The organism is Streptomyces sp. NRRL B-24085, assembly GCF_001282115.1.
Lineage (GTDB): Bacteria > Actinomycetota > Actinomycetes > Streptomycetales > Streptomycetaceae > Streptomyces.
The window spans coordinates 20,823-34,765 of record NZ_LJBR01000056.1; the positions used below are offsets into that span (position 1 = coordinate 20,823).

The window sequence follows — 13,943 nt, forward strand, 5'->3', positions numbered from 1 at the left end:
ACAGGTTCGACAAACCCGGAGACGGTCCGGCCGGACTCGACCCGTTCCCTCCGCAGTCCCGGCGGTAGATTCCACCCAGTGCGGAAACCGATCAGTTTCCTTTCTGTCGGAATCGCGTTAACCTCGCACTATGACCACCGAGGCGAAACCGAGCCCCCGAGAGCGGCTGCTGGACGCGGCGGCCACGCTGACCTACCGCGACGGCGTCAACATCGGCGTCGAGGCGCTGTGCAAGGCGGCGGGGGTGTCGAAGCGCTCGATGTACCAGCTCTTCGAGAGCAAGGACGAACTGCTCGCGGCGAGCCTGGAGCGGCGCGCTTCCGGCTACGTGGGCACCCTGCTGCCCCCCGCGGACGACGGCCGTTCGCCCCGGGCGCGGATCCTGCACGTCTTCGAGCAGGTGGAGTCACTGTCGGGAGCGCCCGAGTTCCACGGCTGCCCCTACCTCGCCGCGCAGATCGAGCTCAAGGACCGCAACCATCCCGCGAGCCGGGTGGCCCACCGGGCCAAGGAGAGCCTCACCGCCTACTTCCGCGCCGAGGCCGAGAAGGGCGGGGCGAGCGATCCCGGTCTGCTGGCCCGGCAGCTCAGCCTGGTCTTCGACGGTGCCAGCGCCCGGGCGGGCATCGGGGCGGACACGCTGGCGGGACTCGTCGCACCCACGGTGGCCGCCCTGCTCGACGCGGCGGGCGTGCGCTGACCGTACGGACGGGACGGGCGGAACGGACGGGGCCGTATGGGACGCCATCGGCGTGGCCGGCGCGGTCTCCACGTCACCGAAGGCGAGCACGGAACGACCGAAGGCGAGCACGGAACGCCTACGGCCGGGACCTCGTGGCCGTAGGTGTGGGCTCCGGGCCGTCGGCGCGCAGGGGGTCGTGACCGGGCTTCGAGGGCTCGGCGACCACCGTGCCCTTCCTGTGGTGCCGGGGCACGACGTCCTGGGGGAACGTGAGCTGCTGGTTCATCCACTTCAGGGCCGGGGGCATCTCCTGGACCCAGGTCGGGAAGTTGTGGCTGCCGTGCTCGGGCAGGATCGACACGACCCGCATGGGCGCCTTGACCGCCTTGATGAAGGCCTGCGTCTGCGGGTAGCCGCGTTCGCCGTGCTTGCTCTCGGCCACCAGGACGGACACCTGGGGAGCGGGCAGGTGCTTGAGTCGCCACATCAGGTCGTGGCCGTTGATCCGCTCGGTGCGGTCCGGGCCGTTGCCGAAGAGGTTGCCGGTCGTCGGGTCGTCCTTGACCTTGTAGTCGGGCGACAGGGCGGCGGCCGTCGTGTACACGTGCGGATCACGCATCGTCAGTTGCAGGGCGCAGCTGCCGCCGGAGGAGTAGCCCATGACCCCCCAGGCACTGGCGTCGTGGCCGACCCGGTAGGCGGATTTCAGGGCGTCGGGAAGGTCCTTGGCCAGGAAGGTCTCGGTCTGCGGGCCGCCCGGGACGTCCACGCACTCGGTGTCGCGCGGCGGGGCGATCGTGGGCCGGATCATCACCATGACGGTCGGCTGCATCTGACCGCTCTTCTGGAGCGCACCGGCCGTCTGCGAGACCCGCAGATGCTGCGCGAGGTTGAAGATGCTGCCCGGGTAGCCGCTGAGCGCGACGATCACCGGGAAGCGCTGCCGCTGGTACGCCTTCTGGAAGTACTGCGGCGGCAGGTAGACGAACGCGGGGTCGACCACGCCGGTGCGGCGGCCGACGACCTTCACGGCCTCCACCCGGCCGTTCACCGCGGCGGGCCCGGTGGGCAGACCGCTGACCCTCTTGAGCTGCTCGTCGGTGGCGGGCTGGACCAGCGCCCCCTTCACGGCGACGCCGTTCACCGTGCCGGTGCCGCCGAGGTCCCCCGCCTGGGTCACCTCGACGGGGGCCGTCTCCACCCGGCCGAAGAGTTCGCCCCACGAGCCGAAGAACTGGTACGACGAGTTCAGCCAGCACGCGAACGCGGCGATGATCACCACCTGGGTGGTCCCGAGGGCCACCAGGCGGCCGAGCACCTGCCACAGTCCCTGGCGGGCGAACCGTGGCCACCACCAGACCAGCAGTGCCACACACACGGCGGCGAGTCCCGCCATCACATACACGGTCGTCTCGCTGGTCAGACCCATACCGGTTGATCCCCAGTTTCCCTGCCTGTGCGGTTTCCTTCACACAGACAGAGGGCCGGGGGATCCTCCGCGTTCCCCAATTAGTGCAAAAGGGGTACGTGTCCTGCCGCACAGGAGCGGCGGGGAGGCTACTGGTCGATGTAGCTGAGGTCCCCCACGGTCCATGCGCTGACGTCCTTGATGGCCACCCGGTACATTCCGCCCGTCTCCGGGATGCCGAGGCTTCCCTGGAGGATCCGGGCGAGGTGGAAGTGCAGGTGGGTGGGCGTCCCGGCAGGGGCGGGCCGATCCTCTCGCGAGGCGCCGGCGAAGACGTCGGAGAACGGTCCGAGGCGGTCCGAGTCCTTCAGGACCTCCGCGACGCGCTCCCTCCACACGGCCTCAGGAGCCAGCCGGCCGGTGATGACGGCACCGCCGACGACCACGGTCAACGACATCTGATTGCTTCGCTCGGACTCCACCGCGGCGCAGAGGGCGACAAGCAGCTCGTCAGGGTTCGACATGAGAGCAGATCCTATGCAGTCCCGGCACCGGGCGGGACCCGGGTCCCGGTGGCGGTGACGGCGCCCGGCGCGGAGGTGTCCCGCCGCGTGCCCGCCGACTCGGGGAACCGGGCGTGTTGAGCGGGTGAAGCCTGTGCCCGGGTTCGTGGCGCGGGGCATGCATGAACGTCTCCGCCGTATCCGGACGAGTCGGCGGACACGACGCGCTGGAGGCGAGTGATGAACCAAGAAGCGGCCCAGGCCGACCCCACGACCCACCGGGTACCGGTCCTCATCGTCGGGGGTTCCCTCGTCGGCCTGTCGACCTCGGTGTTCCTGGGCCGGCTGGGCGTACCGCACACCCTGGTCGAGCGGCACGCCGGCACCTCGATCCATCCCCGTGGCCGCGGCAACAACGTCCGCACCATGGAACTGTTCCGGACGGCCGGCGTCGAGCCGATGATCCGTCAGGCCGCCGCCACGCTGGCCGGCAACCACGGCATCCTCCAGACCCCCACCCTGGTCGGTGACGCGGGCGAGTGGCTGTTCAAGGAGATCGACGAAGGCGGCGGGCTGGCCCGCTTCAGCCCCAGCTCATGGTGTCTGTGCAGCCAGAACGACCTCGAACCGGTGCTGCTCGACCACGCCGGCCGGCTCGGCGGCGATCTGCGGTACGCCACCGAACTGCTGTCGTTCGAGAGCGGGCCCTCGGGCGTCACCGCGATCGTCAAGAGCCGGGAGACCGGCGAGCACACCACCGTCCTCGCGGACTACCTGGTCGCCGCCGACGGCCCCCGCAGCCCGGTCCGCGAGCAGCTCGGCATCGGCCAGAGCGGTCCGGGAGAGCTGTTCAGCAACGTCAGCATCACCTTCCGCTCACGCCGTCTCGCCGACGTGGTGGGCGAGCGCCGGTTCATCGTCTGCTACCTGACCGACCCGGCGGCCGACGGCGCCCTGCTGCCCGTGGACAACCGGGAGAACTGGGTGTTCCACGCTCCCTGGCACCCCGAACGCGGCGAAACGCTGGAGGAGTTCACCGACGAGCGGTGCGTCGAGCACATCCGCCGCGCGGTCGGCGTCGCCGATCTCGACGTGCAGATCACCGGCCGGGCCCCCTGGCACGCCGCCCAGCGCGTCGCCCGCAGCTACCGGTCGGGGCGGGTGTTCCTGGCCGGCGACTCGGCCCACGAGATGTCCCCCACCGGGGCGTTCGGCTCCAACACCGGTATCCAGGACGCGCACAACCTCGCCTGGAAGCTCGCCGCGGTCCTCGGCGGCTGGGCCGGGGAGTCGCTGCTGGACTCCTACGACGCCGAGCGCCGCCCGGTCGCGGAGGCGACCAGCGCCCGTGCCGCCGCCCGGTCGGCCGAGCACAGCCACCCCGGGTACGCCCCGGCCCCCGGCGCCGGCGGCGGCCCGCAGCGCGGCATCCTCAACGTGGCCCTCGGCTACCGCTATCCGCACGGCGCCGTCGTGGGCGCCGACCCCGCCACCCCGGTCGTCCCGGACCGCCTCGACCTGTCCGGAGCACCCGGCAGCAGGGCCCCCCACCTGGCGGTACGGCACCGCGGCGAGCGGATCTCCACCCTGGACCTGTACGAGAGGTCGCTCGTGCTGCTCAGCGGCGCCGGGGCGGCGGGCGACTGGCACGAGGCCGCCGTCCGCCTCGCCGGGCGGACGTCCGTACCGCTGACGTCGTACCGGGTGGGCGAGGGCCCGGACGCCGAACTGGTCCCCGAGGGCGACGCGGACTGGGCGGCCGCGCACGGGACGACGCCCGAAGGGGCGGTGCTCGTGCGGCCCGACGGGTTCGTGGCCTGGCGGTCGGCGGGTCCGGTCCCGGACGCCGAGTCGGCGCTGCGCGAGGTCCTGAGCACCCTGCTCGGGTCGGTCTGACGTCCGCCGGACCGGGGCCGGTTCACCCGGCTGACCGCCTTGAGTGGTGGCCAACGCCCGTGTGACTGACGGTGGATCACGTCGGGGGCGGGCCACCCAAGCTGACGAAGCACCAGCAGCCCGGCCGCCGACGGAAGGAACGACACATGCGCTCTGCTCGCATCCTGCTGACCACGGCGGCGGCCTCGGCCGTCCTCGTTCTCGGCGCACCCGGCGCCCACGCGGCCGGGGACGACTGGGACTCGTCGGACTCCTCCTACAGCAAGGAGCACAACAACCCGAAGTACGACCCGGAGACCTACAAGGACAAGGACAGCGAGCACGGCCGGGACTCCGGTGGCGGCAAGCACGAGGGCGGCTGGAGCGGCCACGAGAAGCCCAGCGGCGGCATGCACACCGGGGGCGGCGGTCTGGCCTCCCCGACGGTGACCACAGGTGGGCTCGCCATGCTGGTGGTCGCCGGAACCGGCCTGTACGCGGCACGCCGTAAGAGGGTCGCCGGAAGCCTGGCCTGATCCATGCCGGACGCGATAGCCGCCGTGGCCGCCACGCGCGAGCCGCGTGGCGGTCCGGCCGGCCCGTTCCGTGCCCCGTCCGCCTGATATCTGCCATGTCCTGGTGAGGTGGTCCCCGATGGCAGTCAGTCCTTCTCCTCCCGCAGAAACCCCCGGCCAGGACGAACCCGCCCCGACCGGGGACGGTCCCCCCACCAAGGTGATGGTGGGCGCCGCGGCGGTCCTGGTGCTGGCCGTGAGCCTGTTCGGCGGGAACGACGGGTCGTCGCCCGCGGCCTCCCCGCCACCCCGGGCCGCGGCCGCCTCCGTGCCGGCTCCGTCGGCCACACCTCCCGGACAGGCGGCCGGGCAGCCGGCCGGCAGACAGCTCCCGCGGTCGCGACCGGTACGCCTGCTCATTCCGAAGATCTCGGTCGACGCGCCCTTCACGGACCTCGCCATCGGTCCCTCGGGACGCCTCGAACCGCCTCCCGCCCATGACACCAACCTCGTCGGCTGGCACGCCAAGGGCGTCTCCCCCGGTGAGCCGGGCACCGCGATCATCGCCGGGCACGTCGACACGGCCACGTCGGCGGCCGTGTTCGTGAACCTCGGCGAACTGGCGAAGGGGGACGTCTTCCACGTGGACCGGGCCGACGGGCGCCGGGCGTCCTTCGTGGTCGACAGCGTGGAGACCTTCGACAAGGACGACTTCCCCAGCCGGCGGGTGTACGACGACACCGCCCGGCCCGAGGTCCGGCTCATCACCTGTGCGGGCGACTACGACCGCTCGGCCAGGGACTACACCGACAACCTCGTGGTCTTCGCCCACCTCCTCTGAGTCCGCCCCGCCCGGCTCCCGGGCCGCCGGTCACCCCCACGGTGCATACGAGTCGCGCGCTTCCCGGGGCGGCCTGACGATCGAGGAACGCCGACGTCATACCCCGTGGCCGACGTTCGCCCGCCCCAGCCCCCGAAGGAGATGTGCGCAGGATGACCACCACGTCCGACCGTGTTTCGAAAGCGTCTGTGCAACAGGCGTCGCAGCGAGTCTCCCAGTCCGTGTTCGACGGCTCCAGGCTCCGTGTCGTCCTGCTGGTGGACGTCTACGACGGGGCCCAACAGCAGTTCCTCGAGGCGTACGAGAGCCTGTGCAGCCAGGTCGCGTCCGTCCCCGGACACGTCAGCGACCAGCTCTGCCAGTCCATCGAGAACCCCTCCCAGTGGCTCATCACCAGCGAGTGGGAGAGCGCCCCGCCCTTCCTCACCTGGGTCAACAGCGAGGAACACGTACGGATGGTGCAGCCGCTGCACAGCTGCGTCCGGGACACCCGCTCGCTGCGCTTCCACATCGTCCGCGAGACCGGCGGCCCGGCGGTGCAGAGCGGACCGGAGGAGCGCCGGCTCCAGGCGGCGCCCAGGATCGGTGACGGACTGATCCGGCACGCGCTCACCTTCACGGTCAAGCCGGGCAGCGAGGAAACCGTCGCCAGGATCCTCTCCGGCTACACCTCGCCGGAGCCGCGGGTCGACGACACCACCCGGCTGTGCCGCACCTCCCTCTTCATGCACGGCAACCGGGTGGTCCGGGCCATCGAGGTGCGCGGCGACCTGCTCGCCGCGCTGCGCCACGTGGCCCGGCAGCCCGAGGTGCGGGCCGTCGAGGAGGCCATCAACCCCTATCTGGAGCAGGACCGGGACCTGGACGACCCCGAGTCCGCCCGGCTCTTCTTCACCCGCGCGGCACTGCCCGCCGTCCACCACGTGACGTCGGGTGAGGAGAGCCCGGAGGCGGTGCGGCACGCGCTGTACTACCCGGCCCGCGAGGGGCGCGGCATGCAACTGGCCGAGCTGCTCGCCCGGCAGGACGAGGCCGCCGCCGACGACCCGCGGGGACCGGTGCTGCGCAGCACGATCTTCCAGCGCGACGACATCGTGATGCGACTGGTCGACGTGCGCGGCCCCCTCGACGGCGACGCCGGCCCGGTGCTCGGCCTCACGGACGGGGCCGCCACCGCCGAGCTGACGGCCCTTCTCGACGGCGAAGCCCTCGGGGTGGACGGTCCGGCGCTGCGAGACAGCACCCCCGCCCACCTCCTCGCGGTCTCCCGCATGGACCTCGTCACCGACCGCCGCGCGCCCGGCGCCTGACCCACCGGCCCGGGCCGTCACCGGCCACGCCCTCATGTCGATGCAGCACATGTTCGGAGGAACGTCGTGATCAAACGTCATCCCGGAGTAGTGGATCTCAGCGAGGTCGAGCCCAACACCCGGCGCGGGGGCGACCTGCGCGCCATGCTCACCCCCGCCACGGTCGGCTCCACCAGCGGTTTCATGGGCGTGGCCATCGTGCAGCCCGGCGACCGCATCGCCGAGCACTACCACCCGTACTCCGAGGAGTTCATCTACGTGGTGTGCGGGCAGCTCGAGGTGGACCTGGACGGCGAGCCCCATGAACTGCGGCCCGAGCAGGGGCTCCTGATCCCGTCCCACATGCGGCACCGGTTCCGCAACGTCGGCAACGTGGAGGCGCGGATGGTCTTCCACCTCGGCCCGCTGGCCCCGAGCCCGCCGCTCGGACACGTCGACACCGAGGACGCCGACGGCGTGCCGATCCCGGAGGCGGTCCACGCCGTCGGGGCGGCCGAACGATCCGGGTTGCGCTCATGAGGAGGCGCGTGGCGGTCACCGGCATAGGAATCGTCGCCCCGGGCGGCATCGGTGTCCCGGCGTTCTGGGATCTGCTGACCAGCGGTCGTACGGCGACCCGCGGGATCACGTTCTTCGACCCGTCGGGGCTGCGTTCGCAGATCGCCGCCGAGTGCGACTTCGACCCGGCGGCGCACGGACTGGACGCCGAGCAGATCGCCCGCAGCGACCGCTACCTCCAGTTCGCCCTGGTCGCCGGCGAGGAGGCGATACGGGACTCCGGTCTCGACCTCGCCGCGGAGAACCCGTGGCGCATCGGGGTCTCCCTGGGCACCGCGGTCGGCGGCACCACCCGGCTGGAGCACGACTACGTCCTGGTCAGCCATGGCGGGCAGCGCTGGGACGTGGACCCGCGGGAGGCCGGTGCGCATCTGCACCGGGCGTTCGCGCCCAGCACCCTCGCCTCGGCGGTCGCTGAGCGGTTCGAGGCGCGCGGGCCGGTGCAGACCGTCTCCACGGGCTGCACCTCGGGGCTCGACGCCGTCGGGTACGCCTTCCACACGATCGAGGAGGGCAGGGCCGACGTGTGCATCGCGGGCGCCTCGGACTCGCCGATCTCCCCGATCACCATGGCCTGCTTCGACGCCATCAAGGCCACCTCCCCGAGCAACGACGACCCCGCCCACGCGTCCCGCCCCTTCGACGCCGGGCGCAACGGGTTCGTCATGGGGGAGGGCGGCGCGGTGCTCGTCCTGGAGGAACTGGAGCACGCCCGGGCCCGCGGCGCGCACGTGTACTGCGAGATCGGCGGCTACGCCACCTTCGGCAACGCCTACCACATGACCGGTCTGACCAGTGAGGGCCTGGAGATGGCCCGCGCCATCGAGGACGCCCTCGGCCAGGCCCGGCTCGACGCCACGGCGATCGACTACGTCAACGCGCACGGCTCGGGCACCGTCCAGAACGACCGGCACGAGACGGCCGCGGTCAAGCGGGCGCTGGGCGCGCACGCCTACGACACGCCCATGAGCTCCATCAAGTCCATGGTGGGCCACTCCCTGGGCGCGATCGGGGCGATCGAGGTCGTCGCCTGCACGCTGGCCCTGGCCCACCAGGTGGTCCCGCCCACCGCGAACTACGAGACCCCCGACCCCGAGTGCGACCTGGACTACGTGCCGCGCGTGGCACGTGAGCGCAGGCTGCGCAGCGTGCTCTCGGTGGGCAGCGGGTTCGGCGGCTTCCAGTCCGCGGTGATCATGAGCCTGCCGAGGGAGGGAACCGAATGAGCGCTCCGCAGCCCCGGCGCGCGGCCGTCACCGGAATCGGCGTGGTCGCGCCCAACGGAACCAACACCGAGGCCTTCTGGAAGGCCACCATGGAGGGCGTCGCGGTCCTGGACCGGATCACCCGTGACGGGTGCGAGCACCTGCCGCTGCGGGTGGCCGGCCAGATCCGGGACTTCGATCCGCCGTCGGCGATCGAGGAGCGCTACCTCGTCCAGACCGACCGGTTCACGCACTTCGCGATGGCCGCCGCCGACCTGGCACTGGACGACGCCGGGCTCAGCCGGTCCGACACCGACGCCGACCCCTTCTCCGTGGGCGTGGTCACCGCGGCCGGTTCCGGCGGCGGTGAGTTCGGCCAGCGCGAGCTCCAGCAACTGTGGGGCAAGGGCAGCCGGTTCGTCGGGCCGTACCAGTCCATCGCCTGGTTCTACGCCGCCAGCACCGGCCAGATCTCCATCCGGCGCGGCCTCAAGGGCCCCTGCGGAGTGGTCGCCTCCGACGAGGCCGGCGGTCTGGACGCCCTGGCCCACGCGGCGCGGGCGGTGCGGCGCGGCACCGACGTGATGGTGGCCGGTGCGACCGAGGCGCCGCTGGCCCCCTACTCGATGGTCTGCCAGCTCGGTTACGAGGAGCTGAGCACGGTCGGGGAACCGGACCGCGCCTACCGTCCGTTCACCTCCGCGGCCTGCGGATTCGTGCCGGCCGAGGGCGGGGCCATGCTCGTCGTGGAGGCCGAGGGCGCGGCCCGGGAGCGGGGCGTGCCCGTGCGGGCCACCCTGGCGGGGCACGCGGCGACCTTCACCGGCGCCTCCCGCTGGCAGGAGTCCCGCCAGGGGCTGGCCCAGGCGATCCGGGGAGCCCTGGACGAGGCCGGGTGCGCGCCGGAGGAGATCGACGTGGTCTTCGCCGACGCCCTCGGGGTGCCGGAGGCCGACCGCGCCGAGGCACTGGCGATCGCGGACGCCCTCGGCCCGCACGGCACCCGGGTGCCCGTCACGGCGCCGAAGACCGCCGTCGGCCGGGCCTACGGCGCGGCTCCCGTCCTGGACGTCGCCGCCGCGGTGCTCGCGATGGAGCACGGGCTGATCCCGCCCACCCCCAACGTCTTCGACATCTGCCACGACCTCGACCTCGTCACCGTCCGCGCGCGAGCCGCCGAGGTGCGCACGGCGCTGGTCCTCAGCCGGGGACTCATGGGGTCGAACGCGGCGCTGGTGCTACGGCGCGGTGCCGCCGGCGCCTCGTAGCGAGGCCTCGTGACCACCCATCACGACAGAACACCACGACCCAAGGAGAGGAACCCCATGAGTGACCGCATCACCGTGGAAGAGCTGGCCGAGCTCATGAAGAAGGCCGCGGGAGTCACCGTCGCCCCCGAGGAACTCCGGCAGCGCGAGGACTCCGGCTTCGACACCTTCGGCCTCGACTCGCTCGGTCTGCTCGGCATCGTGGGCGAGCTGGAGAACCGGTACGGCATCCCGATGCCGCCCGACGCGGAGAAGAGCAAGAGCCCCCGGCAGTTCCTCGAACTCGCCAACAGCGCACTTCTGGCAGGAGCCTGACATGACCGGACACACGCAGAACGAGGTCACCATCGCGGCCCCGCTGGACCTGGTCTGGGAGATGACCAACGACGTCGCGAGCTGGCCGGAGCTGTTCAGCGAGTACGCCTCCGCCGAGATCCTGTCCCGCGAGGGGAACAGGACCACGTTCCGGCTCACCATGCACCCCGACCAGGACGGCAAGGTGTGGAGCTGGGTCTCGGAGCGGGAGCCGGACCGCGACACCCTCACCGTGCGGGCGCGCCGGGTCGAGACCGGGCCCTTCGCCTACATGAACATCGTGTGGCAGTACGAGGAGGTGCCCGAGGGCACCCGCATGGTGTGGACGCAGGACTTCGCGATGCGGCCGGACGCCCCGGTCGACGACGCCTGGATGACGGACAACATCAACCGGAACTCCAAGGTCCAGATGGCGCTGATCCGGGACCGCATCGAGAAGGCCGCCGAAGAGCGCCGGCCCGTGCAGATGCTGTCCGACTGAGCGGGACGGAGAACCTGACGATGCACCAGACCCTGATCGTCGCCCGCATGGCCCCGGAGTCGGCCCTGGACATCGCCAAGGTGTTCGAGGAGTCGGACCGCGGTGAACTGCCGCACCTCGTCGGGGTCGCCCGGCGCAGCCTCTTCCAGTTCGATGACGTGTACCTGCACCTCATCGAGTCCGAGCGGGACCCCGGGCCCGCCATCGCGAAGGCGGCCGGACACCCCGAGTTCCGGGACATCAGCGAGCGCCTCGCGGCGTACGTCAGCGCGTACGACCCGGCGACCTGGCGGTCGCCCAAGGACGCGATGGCCCGGTGCTTCTACCGCTGGGAGCGCGACGGCGGCTCCTGAACCGCCGTACGCCTGCCGTACGACCGCCGCCCGCCGGGCACGTGTGGACCGCGTGCCCGGCGCGCGGCTGTCCGCGGGACCCCGCCCCGGTCAGCCGGTGACGGTGCAGTCGAACGCGTGCAGGTAGGGGTTGACCGGCCGTACGTCGTCGATGACCAGGCCCGCCGCCGTCAGCCTGCGGGTCAGGCTCTCGGTGGTGTGCTTGGCCCCTCCGACGTTGAGCAGGAGCAGCAGGTCCATGGCGGTGCTGAACCGCATCGACGGCGAGTCGTCGACGAGGTTCTCGATGACCACGACCCGTGCTCCGGGGCCGCCCGCCTCGATGACGTTGCGCAGGGCGCGGGTCGTGCTGTCGTCGTCCCACTCCAGGATGTTCTTGATGACGTACACGTCGGCCCGGACCGGTACGGCGACCCGGCAGTCACCCGGCACCAGGCGCGTCCGGTCCGCGAGCGCGCCTCCCGGGCGCAGCCGGGGGTCGGCGTTCTCCACGACGCGCGGCAGGTCGAGCAACGTGCCGTGCAGCGTCGGGTACTTCTCCAGCAGGCTCGCCACCACATGCCCCTGGCCGCCGCCGATGTCGGCGACCGACGCGCTGCCCGTCAGGTCCAGGAACTGCGCGACGTCCCGCGCGGACTGCACGCTGGAGGTCGTCATGGCGCGGTTGAAGACGTCCGCCGACGCCGGGGCGTCCTCGTTGAGGTACTGGAAGAACTCCTTGCCGTAGAGGTCCTCCACGACGTTGCGGCCGGTGCGCACCGCCTCGTCCAGCATCGGCCAGGTGGCCCAGGTCCAGGGCTCGGTGCACCACAGGGCGATGGCGCGCAGGCTGTTCGGGTCGTCCTCGCGCAGCAGCCGGGACATGTCGGTGTGCGCGAACGTCCCGTCCAGCTGCTCGGCGAAGACGCCGTAGCAGGACAGGGCCCGCATCAGCCGGCGCAGGGTGCCGGGCTCGGTCTTCACCGCGGCCGCGATGTCCTCCACGGCCAGCGGGCTGTCGTCGAGGGCGTCGGCGACGCCGAGCCGGGCGGCGGCGCGGAGGGCGGCGGCACAGGCCGCGCCGAACACGAGTTCCCTGAGCCGCATGGACGGCGGCGGGGTGGTCTGAGCGGTCGTCACGGTCTGAGTGGTCGTCATGGGCCGTCCTTCTGCGTCGAGTTCACGGGTGACCACGCCGGTCAGCACAGTCCGGCGGGCTTGGAGGCCCGGCAGGTGTTGTGCTCGAAGGTGTTGTTCGTGCCGGCGGCCGCGTTGACGAGGTCCGCCGGGGCGTTGCCCTCCAGGACGTTGTCGGTGATCCGGTTCCGTTCGCTGAGGGTGCCCACGAAGCTCTTGAACAGGACGATGCCGCCCGACAGCGGCGAGTTGCCGGTGTTGCCGATGACGCGGTTGTGCGTCACCAGGGTGTCCTCGGCACCGGTCAGCACGATGCCGGAGCCCTGGAGCGCGTCGAGCCGCGCGGTCTTCGGGCAGGACTTGTTGTTCTTCACGACGGTGTTGTCCCGCACGGTCAGCGCGCCGGCCCGCGGCTTGTTCTCGTCGCCCACGACGAAGACGCCCGCGCAGTTGCCGGTGAGGTGGTTGTCCGCGACGGTGAGGTTCCTGAGGCGCCGGACGGTGATGCCGATCCGGTTGCCCTCCAGGCGGTTGTGCGCGACCACGGTCCCCCGGGTGTCCGCGGCGCCCGCCTCCTCCTTGATCGTGTTGGCGAGGAACAGGCCGGCGTCGCCGTTGTCCCTGGCGGTGTTCTTGCGGAACACCCCGTGCACCGAACGCTCCTGGGCGATCCCCCACACGCCGTTCTTCACGGCGGTCACGTTCCGCACGGTCAGCCCGTCGGTCGCCATGGCGAACACCCCGGACCCGGAGAAGCCGGTGACGGTGAGGGAGGCGACGGTGACCCCCTCGACGTCGTGGTCCTTCGTCCCGATCACGCAGATGCCGTTGCCGGCCTCGGCGCAGGGGTTGCCGACCTTCGTGGTGGCCGGCTCGATGACGGTCTCGCGGCCCGTGCCGCTCAGGGTGATCCCGGGCGTGCTCACCTTGACGCTCTCGCGGTAGGTGCCGGGGGTCAGCAGGACGGTGTCACCCGGTTCGGCGGCGTCCACTGCCCGCTGGATCGACTGTCCGGGAAAGACCACGTGGGTCATCTGGTGGGCGGCGGCGACGGGCGGGGCGGCCCCGAACACCGCCCCGATGATCGCCGCGGTGCATGCCAGGCGGGAGATATGAAATCTCATCATATTCGGTACCGTATGGCCTGAATGTTCGTAGATGGCCGGGATAGACCGTCCGGGGGCGTGTCACGGATGCGGCCCGCGGGAGGCTACGGCCGTGGCGTGTGCCGGCCCTCGGCGGCCGCCCTGAGATCGCGCAGCCAGGCTTCCAGGCCCGCGCCGAGGGCCGCCGTCGCGGTCGGGACGTCCGCTTCGACCTGGGCGCCGGACCAGGTCTCCTCGGTGTGGACGTGCACGCCGCCCCTGACCTTCCTGAAGGTCCACAGGTGCACGCCCTCGTCGACGCGCAGTCCCTGCCCGACCGCGGGTCCGCTCCACAGGATGCAGTCACGGGCCCTCAGTTCCCTGACCGTGGAGGTGATGTCGAGGGTGGTGGCGGGGGTGGCCGGGGT

Annotated in this window: 15 protein-coding genes and 1 pseudogene; 11 read left to right on the top strand and 5 right to left on the bottom strand. The window is 71.8% G+C overall.

Translation table 11 applies throughout. The features are described 5' to 3' along the window. Nucleotides 1-130: 130 nt before the first annotated feature. Nucleotides 131-700, top strand: coding sequence for a TetR/AcrR family transcriptional regulator (locus tag AOJ26_RS08360; RefSeq protein ID WP_053847557.1), 570 nt, complete (start codon nt 131-133; stop codon nt 698-700). Between the two features lie 118 nt (nt 701-818). Here the strand turns inward: AOJ26_RS08360 and AOJ26_RS08365 are convergent, their stop codons facing one another. Both AOJ26_RS08365 and AOJ26_RS08370 read right to left on the bottom strand, forming a co-directional pair. After that, a complete protein-coding gene (locus tag AOJ26_RS08365) occupies nt 819-2,111 on the bottom strand; it encodes an alpha/beta hydrolase (RefSeq protein WP_053847558.1) in 1,293 nt (430 codons plus the stop codon). A 128-nt stretch (nt 2,112-2,239) separates the two neighbouring features. Continuing rightward, nucleotides 2,240-2,614, bottom strand: a complete 375-nt coding sequence (locus AOJ26_RS08370) for a hypothetical protein (protein ID WP_053847559.1) — start codon at nt 2,612-2,614, stop codon at nt 2,240-2,242. A gap of 219 nt (nt 2,615-2,833) precedes the next feature. Between AOJ26_RS08370 and AOJ26_RS08375 the strand changes: the two genes are divergently transcribed. The 10 genes from AOJ26_RS08375 to AOJ26_RS08420 all read left to right on the top strand — a co-directional run bounded on the left by AOJ26_RS08375 (nt 2,834) and on the right by AOJ26_RS08420 (nt 11,314). Beyond that, nucleotides 2,834-4,489 (top strand): FAD-dependent oxidoreductase, encoded by a 1,656-nt coding sequence (locus tag AOJ26_RS08375; protein WP_053847560.1) that lies wholly within the window; start codon nt 2,834-2,836, stop codon nt 4,487-4,489. 146 nt (nt 4,490-4,635) lie between these two features. Then, nucleotides 4,636-5,004 (top strand): hypothetical protein, encoded by a 369-nt coding sequence (locus tag AOJ26_RS08380; RefSeq protein ID WP_053847561.1) that lies wholly within the window; start codon nt 4,636-4,638, stop codon nt 5,002-5,004. A gap of 118 nt (nt 5,005-5,122) precedes the next feature. Next, nucleotides 5,123-5,824 carry a class F sortase gene (locus AOJ26_RS08385; RefSeq protein ID WP_078959801.1) on the top strand — a complete coding sequence of 234 codons (702 nt, stop codon included), beginning with the start codon at nt 5,123-5,125 and terminating at the stop codon, nt 5,822-5,824. A gap of 152 nt (nt 5,825-5,976) precedes the next feature. Then, complete coding sequence (locus tag AOJ26_RS08390; protein ID WP_053847563.1) at nt 5,977-7,134, top strand: SchA/CurD-like domain-containing protein; 1,158 nt, start codon at nt 5,977-5,979, stop codon at nt 7,132-7,134. Nucleotides 7,135-7,200: 66 nt separating this feature from the next. Then, the gene (locus tag AOJ26_RS08395; protein WP_053847564.1) at nt 7,201-7,653 is read left to right on the top strand and encodes a cupin domain-containing protein; all 453 of its coding nucleotides are present in this window, start codon (nt 7,201-7,203) and stop codon (nt 7,651-7,653) included. Continuing rightward, nucleotides 7,650-8,918: a beta-ketoacyl-[acyl-carrier-protein] synthase family protein gene (locus AOJ26_RS08400; protein ID WP_053847565.1), complete on the top strand. Its 1,269-nt coding sequence runs from the start codon at nt 7,650-7,652 to the stop codon at nt 8,916-8,918. Before AOJ26_RS08395 ends, AOJ26_RS08400 begins: the two co-directional genes overlap by 4 nt. Further along, the gene (locus AOJ26_RS08405) at nt 8,915-10,165 is read left to right on the top strand and encodes a ketosynthase chain-length factor (RefSeq protein ID WP_053847566.1); all 1,251 of its coding nucleotides are present in this window, start codon (nt 8,915-8,917) and stop codon (nt 10,163-10,165) included. The genes AOJ26_RS08400 and AOJ26_RS08405 overlap by 4 nt, the downstream gene beginning before the upstream one ends. A 57-nt stretch (nt 10,166-10,222) precedes the next feature. Next, nucleotides 10,223-10,480, top strand: coding sequence for an acyl carrier protein (locus AOJ26_RS08410; protein WP_053847567.1), 258 nt, complete (start codon nt 10,223-10,225; stop codon nt 10,478-10,480). Nucleotide 10,481: 1 nt separating this feature from the next. Continuing rightward, nucleotides 10,482-10,961, top strand: coding sequence for an SRPBCC family protein (locus AOJ26_RS08415; RefSeq protein WP_053847568.1), 480 nt, complete (start codon nt 10,482-10,484; stop codon nt 10,959-10,961). A gap of 20 nt (nt 10,962-10,981) precedes the next feature. Continuing rightward, the gene (locus tag AOJ26_RS08420) at nt 10,982-11,314 is read left to right on the top strand and encodes a TcmI family type II polyketide cyclase (RefSeq protein WP_053847569.1); all 333 of its coding nucleotides are present in this window, start codon (nt 10,982-10,984) and stop codon (nt 11,312-11,314) included. A 90-nt stretch (nt 11,315-11,404) separates the two neighbouring features. On the opposite strand, the gene AOJ26_RS08425 is transcribed toward AOJ26_RS08420, so the two are convergent. The 3 genes and pseudogenes from AOJ26_RS08425 to AOJ26_RS08435 all read right to left on the bottom strand — a co-directional run. Further along, entirely contained in the window at nt 11,405-12,433 is a 1,029-nt protein-coding gene (locus tag AOJ26_RS08425; RefSeq protein WP_053847573.1) for a methyltransferase, read from the bottom strand. 59 nt (nt 12,434-12,492) lie between these two features. Then, nucleotides 12,493-13,557, bottom strand: a complete 1,065-nt coding sequence (locus AOJ26_RS08430) for a right-handed parallel beta-helix repeat-containing protein (RefSeq protein WP_053847570.1) — start codon at nt 13,555-13,557, stop codon at nt 12,493-12,495. A gap of 83 nt (nt 13,558-13,640) precedes the next feature. Then, a pseudogene (locus AOJ26_RS08435) lies at nt 13,641-13,943 on the bottom strand (hypothetical protein); the annotation flags it as partial.